General features: G+C 64.0%; 15 protein-coding genes. 10 read left to right on the forward strand and 5 right to left on the reverse strand.

All coding sequences use genetic code 11. The features are described 5' to 3' along the window. Nucleotides 1–87 precede the first annotated feature (87 nt). From AC56LV_RS18695 to hpaR, 4 genes are all read left to right on the forward strand, one after another. Entirely contained in the window at nucleotides 88–474 is a 387-nt protein-coding gene (locus AC56LV_RS18695) for a hypothetical protein (RefSeq protein WP_499559856.1), read from the forward strand. A gap of 75 nt (nucleotides 475–549) precedes the next feature. After that, nucleotides 550–1656 carry an S-(hydroxymethyl)glutathione dehydrogenase/class III alcohol dehydrogenase gene (locus AC56LV_RS18700; protein WP_499559858.1) on the forward strand — a complete coding sequence of 369 codons (1107 nt, stop codon included), beginning with the start codon at nucleotides 550–552 and terminating at the stop codon, nucleotides 1654–1656. 211 nt (nucleotides 1657–1867) lie between these two features. Beyond that, nucleotides 1868–2713, forward strand: coding sequence for a hypothetical protein (locus tag AC56LV_RS18705; RefSeq protein ID WP_499559860.1), 846 nt, complete (start codon nucleotides 1868–1870; stop codon nucleotides 2711–2713). Between the two features lie 314 nt (nucleotides 2714–3027). Further along, nucleotides 3028–3516: a homoprotocatechuate degradation operon regulator HpaR gene (hpaR, locus tag AC56LV_RS18710; RefSeq protein WP_499559862.1), complete on the forward strand. Its 489-nt coding sequence runs from the start codon at nucleotides 3028–3030 to the stop codon at nucleotides 3514–3516. Between the two features lie 42 nt (nucleotides 3517–3558). Here the strand turns inward: hpaR and AC56LV_RS18715 are convergent, their stop codons facing one another. Next, nucleotides 3559–4104, reverse strand: coding sequence for an SRPBCC family protein (locus tag AC56LV_RS18715; protein ID WP_258836636.1), 546 nt, complete (start codon nucleotides 4102–4104; stop codon nucleotides 3559–3561). A gap of 283 nt (nucleotides 4105–4387) precedes the next feature. Here AC56LV_RS18715 and AC56LV_RS18720 point away from each other — a divergent pair, with 283 nt between their 5' ends. Both AC56LV_RS18720 and AC56LV_RS18725 read left to right on the forward strand, forming a co-directional pair. Beyond that, the gene (locus tag AC56LV_RS18720) at nucleotides 4388–4825 is read left to right on the forward strand and encodes a hypothetical protein (RefSeq protein WP_499559864.1); all 438 of its coding nucleotides are present in this window, start codon (nucleotides 4388–4390) and stop codon (nucleotides 4823–4825) included. A 72-nt stretch (nucleotides 4826–4897) separates the two neighbouring features. Beyond that, complete coding sequence (locus tag AC56LV_RS18725; protein WP_499559865.1) at nucleotides 4898–7210, forward strand: UvrD-helicase domain-containing protein; 2313 nt, start codon at nucleotides 4898–4900, stop codon at nucleotides 7208–7210. 63 nt (nucleotides 7211–7273) lie between these two features. Here AC56LV_RS18725 and AC56LV_RS18730 read toward each other — a convergent pair whose 3' ends face one another. From AC56LV_RS18730 to AC56LV_RS18740, 3 genes are all read right to left on the reverse strand, one after another. Continuing rightward, complete coding sequence (locus AC56LV_RS18730) at nucleotides 7274–8059, reverse strand: BPSS1780 family membrane protein (protein ID WP_499559867.1); 786 nt, start codon at nucleotides 8057–8059, stop codon at nucleotides 7274–7276. Beyond that, nucleotides 8056–9039: a homoserine kinase gene (locus tag AC56LV_RS18735; RefSeq protein WP_499559869.1), complete on the reverse strand. Its 984-nt coding sequence runs from the start codon at nucleotides 9037–9039 to the stop codon at nucleotides 8056–8058. Before AC56LV_RS18735 ends, AC56LV_RS18730 begins: the two co-directional genes overlap by 4 nt. Nucleotides 9040–9103: 64 nt before the next feature. Further along, nucleotides 9104–9646 (reverse strand): hypothetical protein, encoded by a 543-nt coding sequence (locus AC56LV_RS18740; RefSeq protein ID WP_499500878.1) that lies wholly within the window; start codon nucleotides 9644–9646, stop codon nucleotides 9104–9106. A 194-nt stretch (nucleotides 9647–9840) separates the two neighbouring features. On the opposite strand from AC56LV_RS18740, the gene polA reads away from it, so the two are divergent. Both polA and AC56LV_RS18750 read left to right on the forward strand, forming a co-directional pair. Then, a complete protein-coding gene (gene polA / locus AC56LV_RS18745) occupies nucleotides 9841–12615 on the forward strand; it encodes a DNA polymerase I (protein WP_499559870.1) in 2775 nt (924 codons plus the stop codon). A gap of 95 nt (nucleotides 12616–12710) precedes the next feature. Then, nucleotides 12711–15659: a hybrid sensor histidine kinase/response regulator gene (locus tag AC56LV_RS18750; protein ID WP_499559872.1), complete on the forward strand. Its 2949-nt coding sequence runs from the start codon at nucleotides 12711–12713 to the stop codon at nucleotides 15657–15659. Here AC56LV_RS18750 and AC56LV_RS18755 read toward each other — a convergent pair. Then, nucleotides 15656–17899: a TonB-dependent siderophore receptor gene (locus AC56LV_RS18755; protein WP_499559874.1), complete on the reverse strand. Its 2244-nt coding sequence runs from the start codon at nucleotides 17897–17899 to the stop codon at nucleotides 15656–15658. The genes AC56LV_RS18750 and AC56LV_RS18755 overlap by 4 nt on opposite strands. Before the next feature lie 212 nt (nucleotides 17900–18111). On the opposite strand from AC56LV_RS18755, the gene AC56LV_RS18760 reads away from it, so the two are divergent. Further along, complete coding sequence (locus AC56LV_RS18760) at nucleotides 18112–18996, forward strand: dienelactone hydrolase family protein (protein ID WP_499559875.1); 885 nt, start codon at nucleotides 18112–18114, stop codon at nucleotides 18994–18996. Nucleotides 18997–19184: 188 nt separating this feature from the next. Beyond that, complete coding sequence (locus AC56LV_RS18765; protein WP_499560220.1) at nucleotides 19185–19883, forward strand: ZIP family metal transporter; 699 nt, start codon at nucleotides 19185–19187, stop codon at nucleotides 19881–19883. The last annotated feature ends 41 nt before the right edge of the window (nucleotides 19884–19924 follow it).

Below are 19924 nucleotides of genomic sequence, written 5' to 3' on the forward strand. Positions count from 1 at the left end.
AGTGCAAGGTCGCCCCGGCGCGGCCCGCGTCTGGTAATGTGTCCGGTCAAGTGATTTGGGAATAGCGCTTTGCAGGACTGGATTGACATGCATTTCATCGATTTCACGACACTGACGCAGCTGGCGCTGGCGTCTTCACGGGTGACCACCCCATGCAGCTGCACGGCCGTACCGTTGCAAGCCTGGACCGCGCTGCCATTGACGCTGGAACGTGACGGTTTCGAAGACACCGGCGCCCTGTTCGAGGACCCTTACGACGAGCCGACCTTCGCCGAATATCATCCGGCGGGCACCCGTTACGAGAGCGCGGACGCACCGATCGCGCCGCGCTTTTATCCCGCCAACCGCTGTACCGTGGCGCGCTGCACCGGGTGTGGCCGCTATTACCTGCGCTATAACGAGGCCGGCGGTTACTTTACCGAGCTGCGCATTCGCGCGCTGCAACCCGCCTTGCTGGTGGACGCGCGGCCTTGATGCCCCAAGCTTGTTATCATGACGTTTTGCAGCGCGCCTGCGCGCGCGGGTCCATTCAAGCAACGGGAAAACGACATGAAAACCAAGGCAGCAATCGCGTGGAAGGCGGGTCAGCCGCTGACGATCGAAGAAGTGGAACTCGAAGGCCCGAAGGCCGGTGAAGTGCTGGTCGAGATCAAGGCCACCGGCATTTGCCATACCGACTACTACACGCTGTCGGGCGCCGACCCCGAAGGCATCTTCCCGTCGATCCTGGGCCATGAAGGCGCGGGCGTGGTGGTCGATGTCGGCCCGGGCGTGACCAGCCTGCGTAAAGACGACCACGTGATTCCGCTGTACACGCCGGAATGCCGCCAGTGCAAATTCTGCCTGTCGCAAAAGACCAACCTGTGCCAGGCGATCCGCACGACGCAGGGCCGCGGCCTGATGCCGGATGCGACGTCGCGCTTCTCGATCGACGGCCAGCCGATCTATCACTATATGGGCACGTCGACCTTCTCGAACTACATCGTGGTGCCCGAGATCGCCCTGGCGAAGGTGCGCAACGACGCGCCATTCGACAAGATCTGCTATATCGGTTGCGGCGTGACCACCGGCATCGGCGCCGTGATCTTCACCGCCAAGGTGGAGGCGGGCGCCAATGTGGTCGTGTTCGGCCTGGGCGGCATCGGCCTGAACGTGATCCAGGCAGCCCGGATGGTGGGCGCCGACAAGATCATCGGTGTCGACCTGAACCCGGAACGCGAAGCGATGGCGCGCAAGTTCGGCATGACCCATTTCATCAATCCGACCCAGGTCGAGAACGTGGTCGACGCCATTGTCGGGTTGACCGATGGCGGCGCTGACTACAGCTTCGAGTGCATCGGCAACGTGAACACGATGCGCCAGGCGCTCGAGTGCTGCCACAAGGGCTGGGGCAAGTCGATCATCATCGGCGTGGCTGCTGCCGGCCAGGAAATCTCGACCCGTCCGTTCCAGCTGGTGACGGGCCGCGAATGGAAGGGTTCGGCCTTTGGCGGCGCACGCGGTCGTACCGACGTGCCGAAGATCGTCGACTGGTACATGGAAAACAAGATCAATATCGACGACCTGATCACCCATCACCTGCCGCTCGACCGTATCAACGAAGGCTTCGACCTGATGAAATCGGGCGAGTCGATCCGCTCGGTGGTCGTGTATTAAACCGATGCAGGCCTCGCGGCTTGCGCCCTGTGTCTGAATTTAACGCGGCCTTCGGGCCGCGTTGTCGTTGCGGGCCCCGATTGACAGCCTGCGCCGCGATTTCGACCGCCTGTCGCAGCGCGCTGGTTCGTGGCGGGAGCGGCGGCTAGAGTGATGTCATCGCCGGCTGCGTCCGGCCCGTTGCCATTGTCCCTGGCCCAAGGAGAACATCATGCTGCATCCTGCACCGCTCACACGCCGACTGGCGCTTCCCTTCATTGGCCTGGCGCTGTGCGCTGCGTCGCTGGCATTGACCGTGCCCATGCAGGCTGGCGCGCACGAGGCCAAACGCGCGGTGCGCGTGACGCAGGGCGAGCCGTACGCGCTGGTGCGCGGCAAGGAAGGCAGCTTCAATATCAGTGGCAGCAGCGACGACTGGCCGGCGGTGAAAGCGGCCCAGCGCGCCATTCCCGGCGAGTTCATCTGGTTCCGTGAAGGCGGTCGCGACTACGTGATCCAGGATGCGGCAATCATGGCCAAAGTGCGTACCGCCTGGGCGCCGCTGGATCGGCTGAGTGCCCGCATGGACGTGCACAGCAAGGAGATGGATGTGCACAGCAAGAAAATGGACGCGCTGGGACGCGAAATGGACCGGGTTGCCGTCAGCAAGAATAACCTGCCCAGCGAGCGCGACATGCGTGAAATCGACGGCGGCATGCAGGCGCTGAGCCAGCACATGGAACGCCTCAGCAGCCAGATGGAAACCGCGCGTGACCAGGCCGAGCGCGAGCGCCTGAGCCGCGAAATGGCCGCAACCGGTGCGCGCATGAATGCTGCGGGCCGGCAGATCGGCCAGGCCTACGACTCGCCGCAGATACGCAAGTCACACGCCGCGATGGAGGCGATTGGCCGCCAGATGGAAGAGGCCGGCAAACCGATGCATGTGCTGGGCGAGCAAATGGGCATGCTGGGCAAGGAGATGGAGCGCGAAAGCAAGATCGCCGACAAGACGGTGCGCGCGTTGATCCGCGATGCGCGGGCGAAGGGCCTGGCGCGGCCGGCGCCGGCCGCAGGCTGATGATGGCGCCAAGTAGGGTGGGCGGGTCTCCCGCCCACGCGTCCAAACACCCTCGCTCCGTGGTATGCGAGATCGGGTTGAACGCGTGGGCGACAGAGCCGCCCACCCTACAGCATCAGGCCATCGAACCACCGTTTCGTGCGTCGGAGGGGCTGCGGTAATATCTGTTCACAAAAAATTCGCATGGAATCGGCTGCGTGAAGCGAAATCCACCGGGCTGGCAAGTATATTAGTCAGCCAGGCACGACTGCGGCGCTCGTTGCGCAGTGGTCGATGCAGAACCAGAGACAGAATTACCTATAACGGAGCATTCCTTGGCCCGCCGGATCACCCACCGCAATCTTCCCCAGCTTTTCCTGAAAGCGCGAGAGTCGTTGTTGCTGCACTTCCGTCCCATCCTCAACCACTTCGGCGTGACCGAACAGCAATGGCGCATCCTGCGCGTGCTGGACGAGCACGAGCAACTCGAGCCACGGGAGATGTGCGAACTGTGCCAGATCCTGAGCCCGAGCATGACAGGCGTGCTGTCACGGATGGAGGAGCTGGGGCTGATCGAGCGCCAGCGTGTGGCGGCCGACCAGCGCCGCATCTGGGTACGCCTCGCGCCAAAGGGCGACCGCCTGATCGACGATATCGCGCCGCTCATTGAGCGCCAGTACAAACTGATCGAAGCGGCTTACGGTGCGCAGATCGTGGCCGATCTGTCGCTGGCGCTCGAAGGGTTTATTGCAGCGCAGACGACGCCTGTCGAGCGCGTGGCGCTGCCGGCGTCGATCAAACCGGTCAACAGCCGCCGGCCGTAGCCGGCGTGACTGTGCCAGCGCGGGCCGATCAGTGCTGCCCGATCAGTGCTGGTCGACCTTGCCGCGCCAGGCGCCGGTTTCACTGCCACGCTGCTCGAGCAGTTCCTTGAGGTTGGCCAGGTTGGCGCGCGCTTCCATGCGCACGGCGCCCAAGGCGTCGCCCAGGGTTTCCAGCGCGCCTTCGGGCTCGTAATCCATCTGCAGCGCGATGCGCGTGACGGTGTCCGAGATCTTGTGGAAGGTAACGACGCCGCCATTTTTTACACCGGTGACGCTGCGCCATGCGATGCGGTTGTCCGGAATCTGCTCGGTGATCTCGGCATCCCACTCTTTTTCTTCGCCGGCGACGTTGGCGCGCCAGTGCAGGTGCGTATCGTCGAGCTGGCGGATTTCCTTCACGCTCTTCATGAATTGCGGAAAGTCTTCGAACTGCGTGAACTGGTTATAGGCGGTGCTCACGGGCACGTTAATCTCGATGGTTTCGACGATTCCCGAGCTGGCGCCAAAGCCATTGTTTCCCTTGAATTTTTTCGACAGCATGACACCGCCGACGGCCAGTGCGGCCATGGTCACTACGCGTCCTAGCATGATCATTCTCCTTGTTAAGATTTTCACGAGCTTGTCGCAAAGCTGGTGTTAACATAAGCGAAACAATCATGGCGCGGCGCGCGGTTGAATAGCTTGTTTTCTGCAAATTGCGAGAAGTTAATTGGTTTTCCTTGGTGGAAGGTCCGAAGATAACGACAAGAGCGCGAACCCGATCGTGGCTGAAGAAACTTCATGCACCCGGCATTGATGTTGTAGCAATAAGGTGGGACGATGGCATGATCCCAGCATTGCAGCGGGCCCTCTGCCTGATAAGGAATGCATCATGTCAATGTCAACCGCTGCCAGACAGCGCCGCCTCTGCCTGGCGCTGCCAGCCGCCATCCTTGCCGGCGCAGCCAGCACCACCAGCACCGCCGCCCAGGCTCAATCGCGGCTGGGCACCACGCCCGCCCGTATGCTGGGTATCGGTGGCTATGACGTGGCGCTGAGCGTGGATCTGTTTGGCGAGTCGAGCAAGCATGTGGTTCGCGCCTGGAACACCGAACGCGTCACGGTCACTGGCAACCACAGCGACACGCCATGGCAGCTGGAATTCATCATCACGCGCTTCAAAGATGGCGAGAAACTGCTTGTGAGCACAAAGCTGATGAGCGGCGCCGATGTTCTGGCTGCCCCCGTCCGCACGGGCGACTTCGGCCAGCGCGTGGTCGTGCGTGCCGACGATGCGATGAATGTGGCGCTGGTGATCAAAAACGTTTGACGCAGCCGGTGGTGACACGTACGCCACGAAACTGGATGGGCATACAGTATATCGCGGCGGTATAATGGCCGGATGCTGAAACTCGACACCCTGAATCCTGAACAATTTGCCGCCGTCACCTTGCCGGCGCAAAGCGCCCTGATCCTGGCCGGCGCCGGTTCGGGCAAGACGCGCGTTCTGACTACGCGCATTGCCTGGCTGATCCAGACCAATCAGGTCTCGCCCGCTGGCATCATGGCGGTGACGTTCACGAACAAGGCCGCGAAAGAAATGCTCACGCGCCTGTCGTCGATGCTGCCGATTAACACGCGGGGCATGTGGATCGGCACTTTCCACGGCCTGTGCAACCGGCTGCTGCGGACGCACTACCGCGACGCCGCGCTGCCGCAGACATTCCAGATTCTCGATTCGCAAGACCAGCTCTCGCTGATCAAGCGCATGCTCAAGGCGCACAACGTCGACGATGAAAAGTACCCGGCCAAGGCGCTGATGTACTTCATCAACAACGCCAAAGACCAGGGCTTGCGCGCATCGCAGGTCGAGGCCTACGACCCGATCGAGCGCCGCATGGTCGAGCTGTATGAACTGTACGACCAGCAATGCCAGCGCGAAGGCGTCGTCGATTTCGCCGAACTGCTGCTGCGCTCGTATGAGCTGTTGTCGCGCAATACGCCGCTGCGCCACCACTACCAGATGCGCTTCCGTCACATCCTGGTCGACGAGTTCCAGGATACCAACGACCTCCAATACAATCTGCTCAAGCTGCTGGCGGGGCAGGGCGAATCCGGCGGCGGCGCCATCTTTGCCGTCGGCGACGATGATCAGAGCATCTATGCCTTCCGCGGCGCCAACGTCGGCAATATGTCGGCGTTCGAGCGCGACTACCAGGTCAAGAACCTGATCAAGCTCGAGCAGAATTACCGCTCGCATGGCCACATCCTCGACAGCGCCAACTTCCTGATCGCCAACAACGCCAAGCGCCTGGGCAAGAACCTGCGTACGGATGCGGGTCAGGGCGAGCAGGTGCGCGTGTATGAAGCCTCGTCGGATCTGGAAGAAGCGCAGTGGATCATCGAAGAATCCAAGAGCCTCATGAACGAGGGCATGGGCCGCAACGAGATCGCGATCCTGTACCGCAGCAACGCGCAAAGCCGCGTGATCGAGCATGCGCTGTTCGCAGCCGGCATTCCCTATACGGTGTACGGCGGCCTGCGCTACTTCCAGCGCGCCGAGGTCAAGCACGCGATCGCCTACCTGCAGCTGATGGACAATCCGCACAACGATTCGGCCTTCATGCGCGTGGTGAACTTCCCCACGCGCGGCATCGGGGCGCGCTCGATCGAGCAGTTGCAGATGGCAGCCGACAGCTACGGCATTTCGCTGTACGCGGCAGTGCCGTACATGACGGGCAAGGCCGGCACCGTGCTGGGCAACTTCGTCAAGCTGATCGAAGGCGCGCGCTTCGAGACCCAGCAATTGCCGCTGCCCGAACTGGTGCGCGTGGTGCTCGAGCGCAGTACGCTGCTGACGCACTACGGCAACGAAAAAGAAGGCGCCGACCGCATCGAAAACCTGGAGCAGATGGTCAGCGCCGCGACCCAGTTCGTGCAAGAAGAAGGCTTCGGCACCCAGGCGCCGGCCCACCTTGGGCCGCCGGCGCAGGCGCAGGCCGGCGAATCGGTCGTGTATCAGGATGGCATCGAGATCCTCGATGGCGGCGCGCCGCTGCCCACCGTGATGTCGCCGCTGTCGGCCTTCCTGTCGCACGCGTCGCTCGAAGCGGGCGACGCCCAGGCCCAGGCCGGGCAAGAGGCGCTGCAACTGATGACGGTGCACTCGGCCAAAGGCCTCGAATTCGACGCCGTGTTCATCACGGGCCTCGAAGAAGGCCTGTTCCCGCACGAGAGCAGTGCGCGCGAGGCCGATGGTGTCGACGAAGAGCGGCGCCTGATGTACGTGGCGATCACGCGCGCGCGCCGCCGCCTGTACATGAGCTTTACGCAGCAGCGCATGCTGCATGGTCAAACACGCTTCAACATGAAATCGCGCTTCTTCGACGAACTGCCCGATGAATCGATCAAGTGGCTCTCGCCACGCGTGCAGGGCAACTGGTTTGGCGGACGCAAGTCGACCACGGCATGGGACGACGCCAAGTTCCGCGAAGGCGGCAGCGACAACAAGATCGCGCAGCAGATCACGCAAAAGGCGGGCAATGGTACTGGCTGGCGGGTGGGCGAGAGCGTCGTCCACGCCAAGTTCGGCGAAGGCGTGATCGTCAATATCGAGGGCGGCGCCGGTGCGGCGCGAGCCCAGATCAATTTTGGTTCGGCGGGTGTGAAGGTGCTGGATCTGTCGATCGCGAAGCTGGATCGGGTGGGCCGCTAAGGGGAGTAGTCACGCTGGCGGCACGGCCGCCAGCGTTGGCTGATTGTTGCTGATTGTTGCCGATTACCGCTGCTTGTCGAGACTGACCTTGTTGCCTGGCTCTGCCGGTGGCTTGCCGAAGATCTCGCGATAGCCCACATACAGCGCGCATTGCAGCAGCAGGATGAACAAAAAGATCACCCACATGATCACCACGCGGGCGATGCTGCTACTGCCCAGGATCACGGCGATCACCATGCACACGGTAAAGAAGATGCCGAACCACGCCAGCAGCATCACGATGAAGATGCCGGCGCTGCGCTTGACGGCAAAAAAGCTGTAGAACACGGCCTTGAACGGCGGCATTTTCTGCCAGTAGGTCAGCGGCGCGGCAAAGCACAGCGAAATCAGCGCCACCGCGTCGAGCGCAAAAATCAGGAACATCGCCAGCACGTCCTGGCCTGCCAGCACGGCCGGGGTGCCACTGGTGCTCTGGGCCTGCACCTGTTCCCAGAAGTCCGGCTGCACGGCAAAGCGCGTGATCAGCGTCAGGATCAGCGACACACCCAGGTAGACGATGCCGACCTTGCACAGCTCGCGCAGCACCGGGTTGCGAAAACCCGTCAGCGCCACGGCCGGCGTGACGCGCTGGCCGTTTTCGATCATCGAGCAGGCCATCATGAACGCCATCGAGAACGAGGGAATCAGCACCACCGCCACCATCGCGCCCAGCACCGGCACGGCGCTGATCAGGATACTGACCAGGATATTGGCGAACAGCAGCGTGGTCAGCGCGGCCGGTTGTTGACGAAACAGCAGGGCGCCATTTTTGAGCCAGGTCCAGCCGGTAGATGCAGGTAGTTTGTTCATGTAATGACAGTGGTGGGCAAGCCCGGTGCGGGGTGCGCAATGCGCTCGCGCAGAATACGTTCGAAATGGGTGGGGTCGTGCGGCGTCAACAGCTCGGCCGCGCGGGGAAGGTGCAGATCATACAGGCGTGACAGCCAGAAGCGTAGTGCGCCCGCGCGCAGCAGCGGTTGCCAGGCGTCGCGCTCGTCGTCAGTGAACGGGCGCACTGCGTGGTAGGCGTCGAGCAGGGCGCGCACGCGTGCTTCGTCCAGCTCGCCCGTGGCCAGGTCGACGCACCAGTCGTTGACGGTGACGGCCACGTCGTACAGCCAGGTGTCGATGCCCGCAAAGTAAAAGTCGAAGCAGCCGCTCAGGCGCTCGCCCTCGAACATCACGTTATTGCGAAACAGGTCGGCGTGCACCGGGCCGCGGGTCAGGTTGGCATAGGTAGCGCTTGCGGCGAATGTGGCCTGGTACGCGACTTCGTCCTGCAATAGCGTGGCTTCGGCTTCGCTCAGGAGCGGCGCGACCTCGGGTGCGGTCGCCGTCCACCAGTCGATGCCGCGCAGGTTCGGCTGCTGCAGCGTAAAGTCGTGCGCCGCCAGATGCATCCGCGCCAGCATGCGGCCCACTTCGGCGCAATGCACCGGCTGGGGAGCGAGCTGCGAGCTGCCATTCAGACGGCTGACGATGATCGCCGGCTTTCCATGCAGGCTCACGATCAGCTCGCCATCGTTGTTGGGCACCGGCGCCGGCACGGGGATGCCGCGCCCGGCCAGGTGGCGCATCAGGTTGACGTAGAAGGGGAGCTGGTCGAAGCGCAGGTTCTCGAAGATCGTCAGCACATAGTGACCGGACTGCGTACCGTGCTGAGTATTCAGGAAGAAATTGCTGTTGTCGATGCCGGAGGAAATGCCTTCAAGCCCGACGGCCTGGCCGAGGGGGAACTGCTTGATCCACTGGTGAAGGTCATCCAGCGAGACCGCGGTGAAAACTGCCATGAGCTAGCAAGAAAGAGAAGTGGACGATGGCCGCGAAACTGCCGCGCGAACGCGGCAGGCGGGATCATTGTTTGGTGGTCGGCTCGAGCGCAGGTGGCGGCGGCACGTCGGCGCGGGCCGGGATCGTCCCGGCTGCACCGGCACGGGCTGGCGCCGCGGCGGCTGGCTGCTCGTCGGTGTTCTGCTTCTTGGGATTGCCAAAATCAAATTCCATCACTTGCCATTGTGGGGCGCGGATGCTGCTGCCCGAGATATCGCCTGGTTGGGCATTTCCCGGTGCAACGTTGGGTTTCATGGTGTAGCGGCTTGGGCCGGCTTGCACTTCGACTTCGTTGATCTTGCCATCATTGCCGCGTTTCTCGGTAATGACCGTGCCTTTGCGCGGCGGGATCGTCGTGGCCGGCACGTCGCTGCCCGGCTCGATACGCTCGAGCTGCGGCGGCGCGTCGCTTGGGCGCTGCTGCTGGGCTGGCTGGGCTGGCGTCGTGGCGCGTGGCGCCGGCTGGGTCTGTGTTTGCGGTGGTGTGGTCGGCTGCGCCGATGCCAGGCCCGCGTGGGCGAACAGGCACAGCGTCAGGAGGGCAAAGCGGGGTGTCGAGCGCAGCATGATGGTCACCTAATGTCGTTTAGTCCATTGTAGCAAACAGTATCGCCTCCCTGTGAAACGTGTGCCACATCCCATGATTGCTGCGAGGAATTGAGACGCTGGAGCGGGCGCTGCTCATCCTGCGGATTCTGCGATAATGGCAGCGACCCTGGCGCCACTCTCGACGCCGCATGCTTACCTGATTTTCGCCCCCTATGGACAATACCCTTCTGCTCGTCGACGGTTCCAGCTATCTCTACCGCGCCTTCCATGCATTGCCCGACCTGAGGAGCCCGGATGGCTTCCCGACCGGCGCCATGCACGGCATGGTCAATATGCTGCGCCGCCTGCGCGCCGACTTCCCGGCCGCCTACATCGCCTGCGTGTTCGATGCCAAGGGCAAGACCTTCCGCGACGACCTGTATCCCGAATACAAGGCCACGCGCGCGTCGATGCCGGAAGACCTGGGCAAGCAGATCGGGCCGATCCACGAAGTGGTGCGGCTCATGGGCTGGCCGATCCTGATGGTCGACGGCGTCGAGGCCGACGACGTGATCGGCACGCTGGCCGTGCAGGCCACCGCGCGCGGCATGAAGACAGTCGTCTCCACAGGCGACAAGGATCTGGCCCAGCTCGTCAACGACAAGGTCATGCTGATCAACACGATGAGCAACGAGCGCCTGGACGACGCCGGCGTGCTGGCCAAGTTCGGCGTGCCACCGAACCGCATCATCGATTACCTGACGCTCGTCGGCGACACCGTCGACAACGTACCGGGCGTGCCCAAGTGCGGACCGAAAACAGCCGTCAAGTGGCTCACGCTGCACGGCTCGCTCGATGGCGTGATGGAAAACGCCGGCAGTATCGGCGGCGCCGTGGGTGAAAATCTGCGCGCGGCGCTGGACTGGCTGCCAAAAGGCCGTGAACTCATCACCGTGAAAACCGACTGCGACCTGGTCAAGCACGTGGTGTCGTTCGAGGAAACGCTGGTGGGCCGACCGGAAGACGCCGACGCGCTGCGCGAATTTTTCAGCCGCTACGGTTTCAAGACGATGCTGCGCGACCTGGGTGGCGCCAAAGCCGGTGACGGCAGCGTGCGCCCGGCGGCCGGCAGCGCGCCGGGCGGCGGTCCGCTCAATTCGCCGGAAGGCGCGCAGGCCACGCTCGATGGCATGCCGGTCATCAAGGGCGAGTACGAGACGATTCTGAACGACGCGCAGCTGGACGCGTGGCTGGCGCTGATCGATGCTGCCGCACTCACGTCGGTCGATACCGAAACGACGTCGCTCGATCCGATGACGGCGCAGATGGTGGGCATTTCGCTGTCGGTCGAACCGGGCAAGGGCGCCTACATCCCGCTGGCGCACCGCTACGCCGGCGCGCCTGACCAGCTCGAGCGCGAACACGTGCTGGAAAAGATGCGCGCCTGGCTGGAAAATCCGGCCAAGCCCAAGCTCGGCCAGAACCTCAAGTACGACATGCACATCTTCGCCAACCATGGCATCACCCTGAAGGGCATCGTGCACGACACGCTGCTGCAGTCGTATGTGTTCGAGTCGCACAAGCCGCACGACATGGACACGATGGCCATGCGCCACCTGGGCTACACGACCATTCCGTTCGTCGACGTGTGCGGCAAGGGCGTCAACCAGATCTGCTTCGATCAGGTCGAACTGGGCCGCGCCACCGAGTACGCGGCCGAGGATTCCGATATCACGCTGCGCCTGCACGGATCGATGCTGCCGCACGTCGAAGCCGACAAGGGCCTCACCTACATCTACCGCGACATCGAGATGCCGACGATGGAAGTGCTGCACAAGATCGAGCGCAACGGCGTGCTGATCGACAGCGACCTGCTGGGCGTGCAATCGAACGAACTGGGCAAGCGCATGCTCGAACTCGAGCAGCAGGCGTACGAACTGGCCGGCGGCCCGTTCAACCTGGGTTCGCCGAAGCAGATCGGCGAAATCTTCTTCGTCAAACTCGGCCTGCCGGTGATCAAGAAGACCGCCACCGGTGCGGCATCGACCGACGAGGAAGTGCTGCAAAAGCTGGCCGAGGATTACCCGCTGCCGAAGATCCTGCTCGAGCACCGCGGCATGTCCAAGCTCAAGTCGACCTATACCGACAAGCTGCCGAAGATGGTCAATGCCAGCACGGGCCGCGTGCACACCAATTACTCGCAGGCGGTGGCGATCACGGGGCGCCTGTCGTCCAATGAGCCGAACCTGCAGAATATCCCGGTGCGCAACGCTGAAGGGCGCCGTATCCGCGAAGCGTTTATCGCGCCGCCGGGCAGCGTGATCGTCTCGGCCGACTATTCGCAGATCGAGCTGCGCATCATGGCGCATATCTCGGGCGACGCCGCGATGCTCAAGGCCTTTGCCGATGGCGAAGACATCCACCGCGCGACGGCCGCCGAGATCTTCGGCATCCCGCCAGCGGACGTGCAGAGCGAACAGCGCCGCTACGCCAAGGTCATCAACTTCGGCCTGATCTACGGCATGAGCGCCTTCGGCCTGGCGGCCAACCTGAACATCGAACGGAGCGCGGCGGCCAATTATATTGAACGCTATTTCGCGCGCTTCTCGGGCGTGAAGCAGTATATGGACGAGACGCGCCTGCAGGCCAAGGCGCGCGGCTATGTCGAAACGGTGTTCGGCCGCCGCCTGTGGCTGCCCGAGATCAATTCGCCGAACGGCCCGCGCCGCGCCGGCGCCGAACGGGCCGCAATCAATGCGCCGATGCAGGGCACGGCGGCTGACCTGATCAAGCTGGCGATGATCGCCGTGCAGGGCTGGCTCGAAACTGAACAGCTGGGCACGCGCATGATCATGCAGGTGCACGATGAACTGGTGCTCGAGGTGCCGCAGGCTGAACTCGAGCTGGTGCGGGTGAAGCTGCCCGAACTGATGGCCGGCGTGGCAACGCTGAAGGTGCCGCTGGTGGCCGAAACGGGCATCGGCGACAACTGGGAAAAGGCACACTGAACCGTGGGGTGGACGGCTACGCTGTCCACGCGTTGACCCATAAAATCCGTTACAGAACGCGTATTTTTCTCGCAATTTATATGTGAGAATAAGTGATGTTTACGCAACCTGACTACGCGGCACTGTTCGCGGCCTCGCCGTATCCTTACCTGCTCATCAACCGGGATTTCATCATCATCGGTGCGAATCCCGCGTATCTGGAGTCGACCGGGCGCACGGCGCAGCAAATCGTCGGCCAGCATATCTTCGAGGCGTTTCCGGCCGATCCGGACGATCCCGCATCGACCAACGTCGACGAGGTGCGCCGATCGATCGAACAAGCCTTTGCGACGAAGCAGCCGCACACCAGCGCGCTGCTGCGGTACGCGGTGCCGCGCGAGACGCCCGGCGGCCACGTGTTCGGCGAGCGTTACTGGAGCGCGATCCATACGCCGGTGTTCGATGCTGCCGGCGAGGTCGCCTTCGTGGCGCAAAACGCCATCGATGTCACGGACCTATACCGCTTCGACGCTGCCAGCTGCGCCTACCATCTCAGGCATGGCGCGCATGTGGTGTCCGACATGCCGCAGATGACCCGGCCGCAGATGCACGAGGCGATGACGCGCATCCTGAGCCTGGAGCGCAGCCAGTTGCAGACGATGTTCAACCAGGCGCCAAGTTTCATCGCGGTGCTCACCGGCCTTGACCATGTCTTCGAGATGGCCAACGAAGCGTATTACCAGCTGGTCGGGCGCCGGGAGCTGATCGGCAAACCCTTGCTCGACGCATTGCCGGAGCTGGCGGCGCAGGGCGTGCGCCGCGTATTCGATGGCGTCTTCGCCAGCGGCAAACCGGTTGTGCTGCGCGATTCATTGATCTCGCTGCAGCGCCGGCCGGATGGCGCGCTGGAACAACGTTACGTCGATCTGCTGTGCCAGCCGATCTTCGGCCACGACGGGCAGGTGACGGGCATCTTCGCCCAGGGCAGCGACGTCACCGAGGCCTATCACGCGGCGCAGGCGCTGTTCGAAAAAGTCCAGCAGCTCGAAGAGGTCCGCGAAAACCAGACCTTCCAGCTCACACTGGCCGACCGCATCCGGCAATTTGCCGACCCCGATGACGTGACCGAGGCAGCCTGCGAGCTGCTGGGCCGCGCGCTGCAGGCATCGCGCGTGCTGTATGCCCAGATCGACGACGCCGCCGGCACCGTTGCGATCGTGCGCGACTGGACCGCCCAGGGCGTGGCGAGCCTGGCCGGCAAGGTCATGGTCATGGACGATTTCGGCCCGCCGATGATCGCTGCGCTGCGCGCCGGCCAGACCGTCGTCAACCACGATGTCGCGCAGGACAGCCGCACCGCGGGCAATACCGGCATCTATGCGCAGATCGGCGTCGGTGCCGACCTGCTGGTCCCGTACATCAAGGCCGGCAAGATGAAGGTCGTGCTGACGGTGCAGAATGCCGCGCCGCGCCGGTGGCGCGAGGCCGAGATACGGATGGCGCAGGAAACCGCCGAGCGCACCTGGTCGGCGGTCGAAGCGGCGCGCGCGCACGCGGCGCTGCGCCGTGAACGCGACCAGAGCCAGAGCATCTTCGACAGCATGGGCGAGGGCTTCGCGGTGCTCGACAAGGACTGGACCATTCTGCGCATGAACGCCGAAGGCCTGCGCCTGACGCAGCGCCGCGCCGAAGATGTCATCGGCCACAACCACTGGGAAGTCTGGCCCGAACTGCGCGCTACCCCAGCGGACGCGGTGTTCCGGCGCGTGATGAGCACCGGCGCCCCGGGGATTCTCGAGCTGGCCCACCGCATGCCGGACGGGCGCCAGGCCTGGATCGAAACGCGCACCCACCGCTCGCTCGATGGCGGCATCGCGTTCTTCTTCCGCGATGTCACCGAGCGCCGCGAAGCGCAAGAGAAGCTCACTGCTGCCGACCGGCGCAAGGACGAATTCCTGGCGATGCTGGCGCACGAGCTGCGCAATCCGCTCGCGCCCATCGGCGCGGCCGCCGACCTGCTGCAACGGGCGCGGCTCGATGAAGCACAGGTGCGCAAGACCAGCCAGGTCATCGGGCGCCAGGTGCGCCACATGACGAGCCTCGTCGACGATCTGCTCGACGTCTCGCGCGTCACGCGCGGCCTGGTGGCGCTGCACACCGGGCGCCTGGACATCCGGCATATCGTGAACGACGCGATCGAGCAGGTCACGCCCCTGATCCACGCCCGCCGCCATCACCTGGCGCTCGAACTGCCGCCGCAAGCGCCGCTGGTCGAGGGCGACCACAAGCGCCTGGTGCAGGTGCTGGCCAACCTGCTGAGCAATGCGGCGAAGTACACGCCCGAAGGTGGCCACATCACATTGAGCACCGAAGTGCGCGCCACGCACGTGCTGCTGCGGGTGGCCGACGACGGCATCGGCATGGCGCCCGACCTGGTCGCGCGCGCGTTCGAGCTGTTTTCGCAGGCCGAGCGCTCGTCCGACCGGTCGCTGGGCGGACTGGGACTGGGCCTGGCGCTGGTAAAAAGCCTGGTCGGCCTGCATCATGGCAGCGTCGCCTGCGAGAGTGCGGGGCAGGGCAAGGGCAGCACCTTCACGGTGTGCCTGCCGCGCCTGGACAGCGAGGCGCCTGTCGCCGAGTCCCCGGCTGCTGGCAAGGCGAGCGCACCCGCGCCGTCCGACCATCTTCGCATCATGGTGGTGGACGACAACGTGGACGCCGCGACGATGCTCGCGCTGCTGCTCGAAGCGAACGGGCACGAGGTGCGCGTCGAGCATGCGGCGTTGCCGGCGCTGGCCGCAGCCGAGCACGCGGCGCCGCATGTGTACCTGCTCGATATCGGCCTGCCCGACCTCGATGGCATCGAACTGGCACGGCGCCTGCGCGCCCGGGCCAGCGCGCAGCGCGCGGTGCTGGTCGCGATCACCGGCTACGGCCAGGAGCACGATCGCGCGCGCACTGCGGCCGCCGGCTTCAACCACCATCTGGTCAAGCCGGTCGACATGCAGAAGCTGTACGCGATCCTGGGCGAAGTCTGCTCTGCCCGCGTCCGGGACAGCGCTTAGAACGTCGCGCGCAGCGTGGCCGATGCCGTGCGTGGCTCGGCGTAGTGCAGGCCGTTATAAAAGCCCACCCGGTTGTAGTAGATCTTGTTGAAGACGTTGTTCAGATTGACGCTGGCCGTGAGGTTCTTGCTGATCCGGTAGCTGGCCATGAGATTGGCTAGCCACACCGACCCTTGTTCGATGCGCGACAGGCTCGTGACCGGCGCCCCGCTGGCGTTGTAGCTGCCGGTCGGCTTCTGCGCGGTGTTCCACAGATTGCTCTGCCAGTTCACGCCGCCCCCGAGTGCATACTGGCTGTCGGCACCGAAGCGGTAACTGGTAAACACCCGCAGCAGGTTGCGTGGAATGACCGTATTGATGGCCCCGCCCTGCGCGTTACGCGAGCGCGTATGGCTGTAGCCCGCCGTCAGATTCCATTGCCGCACGATCTGGCCTGATGCTTCGACCTCGATACCATCGACTACATTGCCCTTGCCGGTGGAGCGGTATGCCTGCACCGCGCCCGGCAGCGAATTGGGGGGCACGCTGTCGTCGATTTCGGCGACGTTGTCTTTCTTGCTGCGGAAGATCGCTGCGGAGAGGTTCATGCGCCGGTCGAACAGTTCGGCCTTCACCCCCGCCTCGATATTGTTGCCCTCGACCGGATCGAGGAGTGCATTGCCCACATCGCGGAAATTCTGTGGCTGGAAGATGCTCGTGTAAGCAGTGTAGGCAGTCCATTGCTGGTTCAGGTCGAACAGCAGGCCGACATACGGGGTGACGATATCGTCGTTGGTAAAGCCGGTGGTGCTCGTGACGGGTCCGGCGGGGCTGAAGTTGCGGGTATTGGTCGTGTACTTGCCATGTCGCACGCCGACAACGGCCTTGAGCGCATCGGACAGATTCAGGCGCGTGGCCAGGAAAGCCGCCTTCTGGTCAACCTGGCCGATGCTGGTCGGGACCGCGCCGACCGTGGTCGGAAATTCAGGCACGTCACCGCTCCAGCTGCGCCAGTCGGGGATCGCGCCATAGCCCGCCGGGACCGCGCCGAGCGTGATGCGCGGCGAGACCGTTTCGCGCTCGGCCTTTCCCCAGCCGAAGACCAGGTCGTGCTGGCGACCGAACAGGTTGAATTTGCCGTCGATGTTCCATTCGAGGACGTCCATCGTTTCATCGGCCGGGAAGCGGCCGTAGGCCACCGTGATGCCGCTGCCGTCGGGCCGCGGGTAGCCGCCATAGCCGAAATACAGGCTGCCATCCTGTTCGCGATCGGCCGTGGTCCAGCCGGCGCGCAGGCGCCAGTTGCGGTTGAAGCGGTGTTCGAGCGTGGCGAAGGTTTTTTCTTCCAGCAGATTCCACGAAGCCCACGGCGTGGACAGGTTCAGGTCATGCGGCATGTTCGCCAGCGAGCCGTCGGCGTTCCAGTACGGGACCGTGCCCCAGGTCGAACCGCGCGGGTCGGACTTCTGACGCTCGTGGCCGATTGCCAGTACCGTGGCCGGGCCCAGGTCGGCCTCCAGGATGCCGTACACGGCGCCCAGGTTCTGCTCATACAGCGGGCGGAACGACTTGGCTTCCTGCCTGGCCACGACGAAGCGTCCGCGCAGCTTGCCGTCGAAGGCGAGGGGGCCACTCACATCGAGTTCGGCGCGGCGCAGCTCGTGCGTGCCGATGCGCAGCGCGGCATTGGCCTGGAAGGTCCTGGTCGGGCGCTTGCGCACCTGGTTGATCGTGGCCGACGGATCGCCCGCGCCGGTGGTCAGGCCAGTGGCGCCCCGCACCACCTCGATGCGGTCGTAGACCACGTTGTCGCCATTGGCCTTGAGCGAGCTGCCGAACAGGTTCAGCATGCCATCGACCTGGAAGTTGTTCACTGCGTAGCCCCGCGCGTTGTAGGTCACGCGTTCGGTGTCGTTGTAGTTGACGTAGATGCCGGTGACCTGCTGCATGGTCTCGGCCAGCGTCTGCAGGCCTTGCTCTTCCATGCGTTCGCGCGTGACGATCGAGAGCGACTGCGGCGTCTCGCGCGGCGTCAGGTTTAGGCGCGCGCCGGTGGTCAATGGGCCGGTCGTCGTGTACGAGCCGCTCCCTTCGGTCGTTGCGTCGCGCGCGCCGGTGATGGTGACCGCCTGCAGCGTGGTCGGGATGGTGTCTGGTGCATCTTCGGCCTGGGCATGCCAGGACGGCAGGATGCCGAGTATGGCGGCGGTGCAGGCGCGAAGGACAAGGCAGCGGGGCAGCAAGGGGCGTGGCGGGAGCATGAGCAGGTCTTCTCGGTATGGGGGAATGGACGGTGACCGGACACGCCCGTCAGCATTGCTGAGGGCGTGGTCCAGTAGCGGTGTGGTAAATTATAATGAGAATCATTCTCATTTGTAAAGTGTTATCACGGCATCATCTGTGTAGATGAGCGTGCCGGGCTGCACCGATGCTAAACTCGCAAGCCTGTCCACCACTGATCGAAGGGATGACCATGAAAGATCTCGTCAACGACGCCGGCAGCCTGCTCGGCGCGAGCGCATACAACGATGGCGTCGGCCGCCGTGACTTCATCCGGGCCGCCATCGGCACCGGTTTTGCCGCCAGCGCGCTGCCGGTCATGGCGCAGACCCAGATCCAGACCGATACCGACGGTCTCGATGCCGGCGACACCATCCTGGTCATCGATGGCCAGGACGTGCCCGTGTATCGCGCCCAGCCCAAGGGCAAGACGGGCGTGCCGGTGATCCTGGTGATCTCCGAGATCTTCGGTGTGCACGAATACATCAAGGACGTCGTGCGCCGCTTTGCCAAGCAGGGTTATATGGCGATCGCGCCCGACCTGTTCGTGCGCCAGGGCGACGCGACCAAGGCCCCGAGCACGGCCGAGCTGATGAAGAACATCGTCTCGAAAACGCCCGATGCACAAGTGATGTCGGACCTCGACCGCGTGGTCACGTGGGCCGCCCAGCGCGGCGGCAACACCGAAAAACTGGGCATCACCGGTTTTTGCTGGGGTGGCCGCATCACGTGGCTGTACGCGGCGCATAACCTCAAGGTCAAGGCGGGCGTCGCCTGGTACGGTCGCCTGGTGGGCGAGGCAACCGCCATGTCGCCCAAGCACCCGATCGATTTTGCCCAGAACCTGAAAGTGCCGGTCCTGGGCCTGTACGGCGCGAAGGACACCGGCATTCCGGTCGAATCGGTTCAGCGCATGCAGGCCGCGCTCGACAAGGGCAACAGCCGCTCGACGATCCACGTGTATCCGGAATCGGGCCACGCCTTCCACGCCGACTACCGCCCGATGTACAACGCGGCGGACGCGCAGGATGGCTGGAACCGCGCGCTGGCGTGGTTTGCCAAATACGGCGTCGCCTGATGTAGCAGGCGCCGCCTTGGACGAGCGCAGGCCGGGAGCGGTACAATGCCCGGTTTGCGGCTCGTCGCACGTACAGAACAAGAGGCCTTCAAATCGACCCGTTTTCAGCCCCATTCATCGACCCGACCCTGCGCTCGATCCTGCTGGCGACGCTCGTCGCCGGCGTCGTCAGCATCTCCGGGGCTGCCATTTTCTCGTTTGCCCTGCTGTCGAAAGTGGTGGAAAAGATGGTCAGCCTGTCGGTCGGCATCATGCTGGCCACATCGCTGCTGCACGCGCTGCCGGAAGCATTCGATTCGGGCGCCAATACCCGGAGCCTGTTCGCCACGCTGCTGGGCGGCCTGCTGGCCTTCTTCCTGCTGGAAAAGGTCGCTCTGCTGCGCCACTCGCACCACCACGAAGGCGACGGTCACCACCACGCCCACGGGCACGACGCGCGTGAAGCGGGCAAGGCCGGCTGGATGATCCTGCTCGGCGACGGCATGCACAACTTCACCGATGGCATCCTGATCGCCGCAGCCTTCCTGGCCAATCCGGAGCTGGGCATCGTCACCGCGCTGGCCATCGTCGCCCATGAAATCCCGCAGGAGATCGGCGACTTCATCGTGCTGCTCAATGCCGGCTTCTCACGGCTGCGCGCCTATGTGTTCAACCTGCTGTGCAGCCTGATGGCGGTGGCGGGGGGCTTGCTGGGGTATTACACGCTGGACCGGGCCAGCGGCCTGATTCCGTACGTGCTGGTGTTTGCGTCGTCAGGGTTCATCTATATCGCGGTGAGCGACCTGATGCCACAGATGCAGCGGCGTTCGACGTTGCGCGAGTCGATCCCGCAGGTGGTGCTGATCGGACTGGGCGTGGCGATCGTCTTCGCGTTGCACGCGTTTTGATGTCAACACGGTGATCGTTGGCGGGGGTGTGTTCATGCCGG

It is taken from the genome of Telluria sp. RB2R28 (assembly GCF_059685835.1).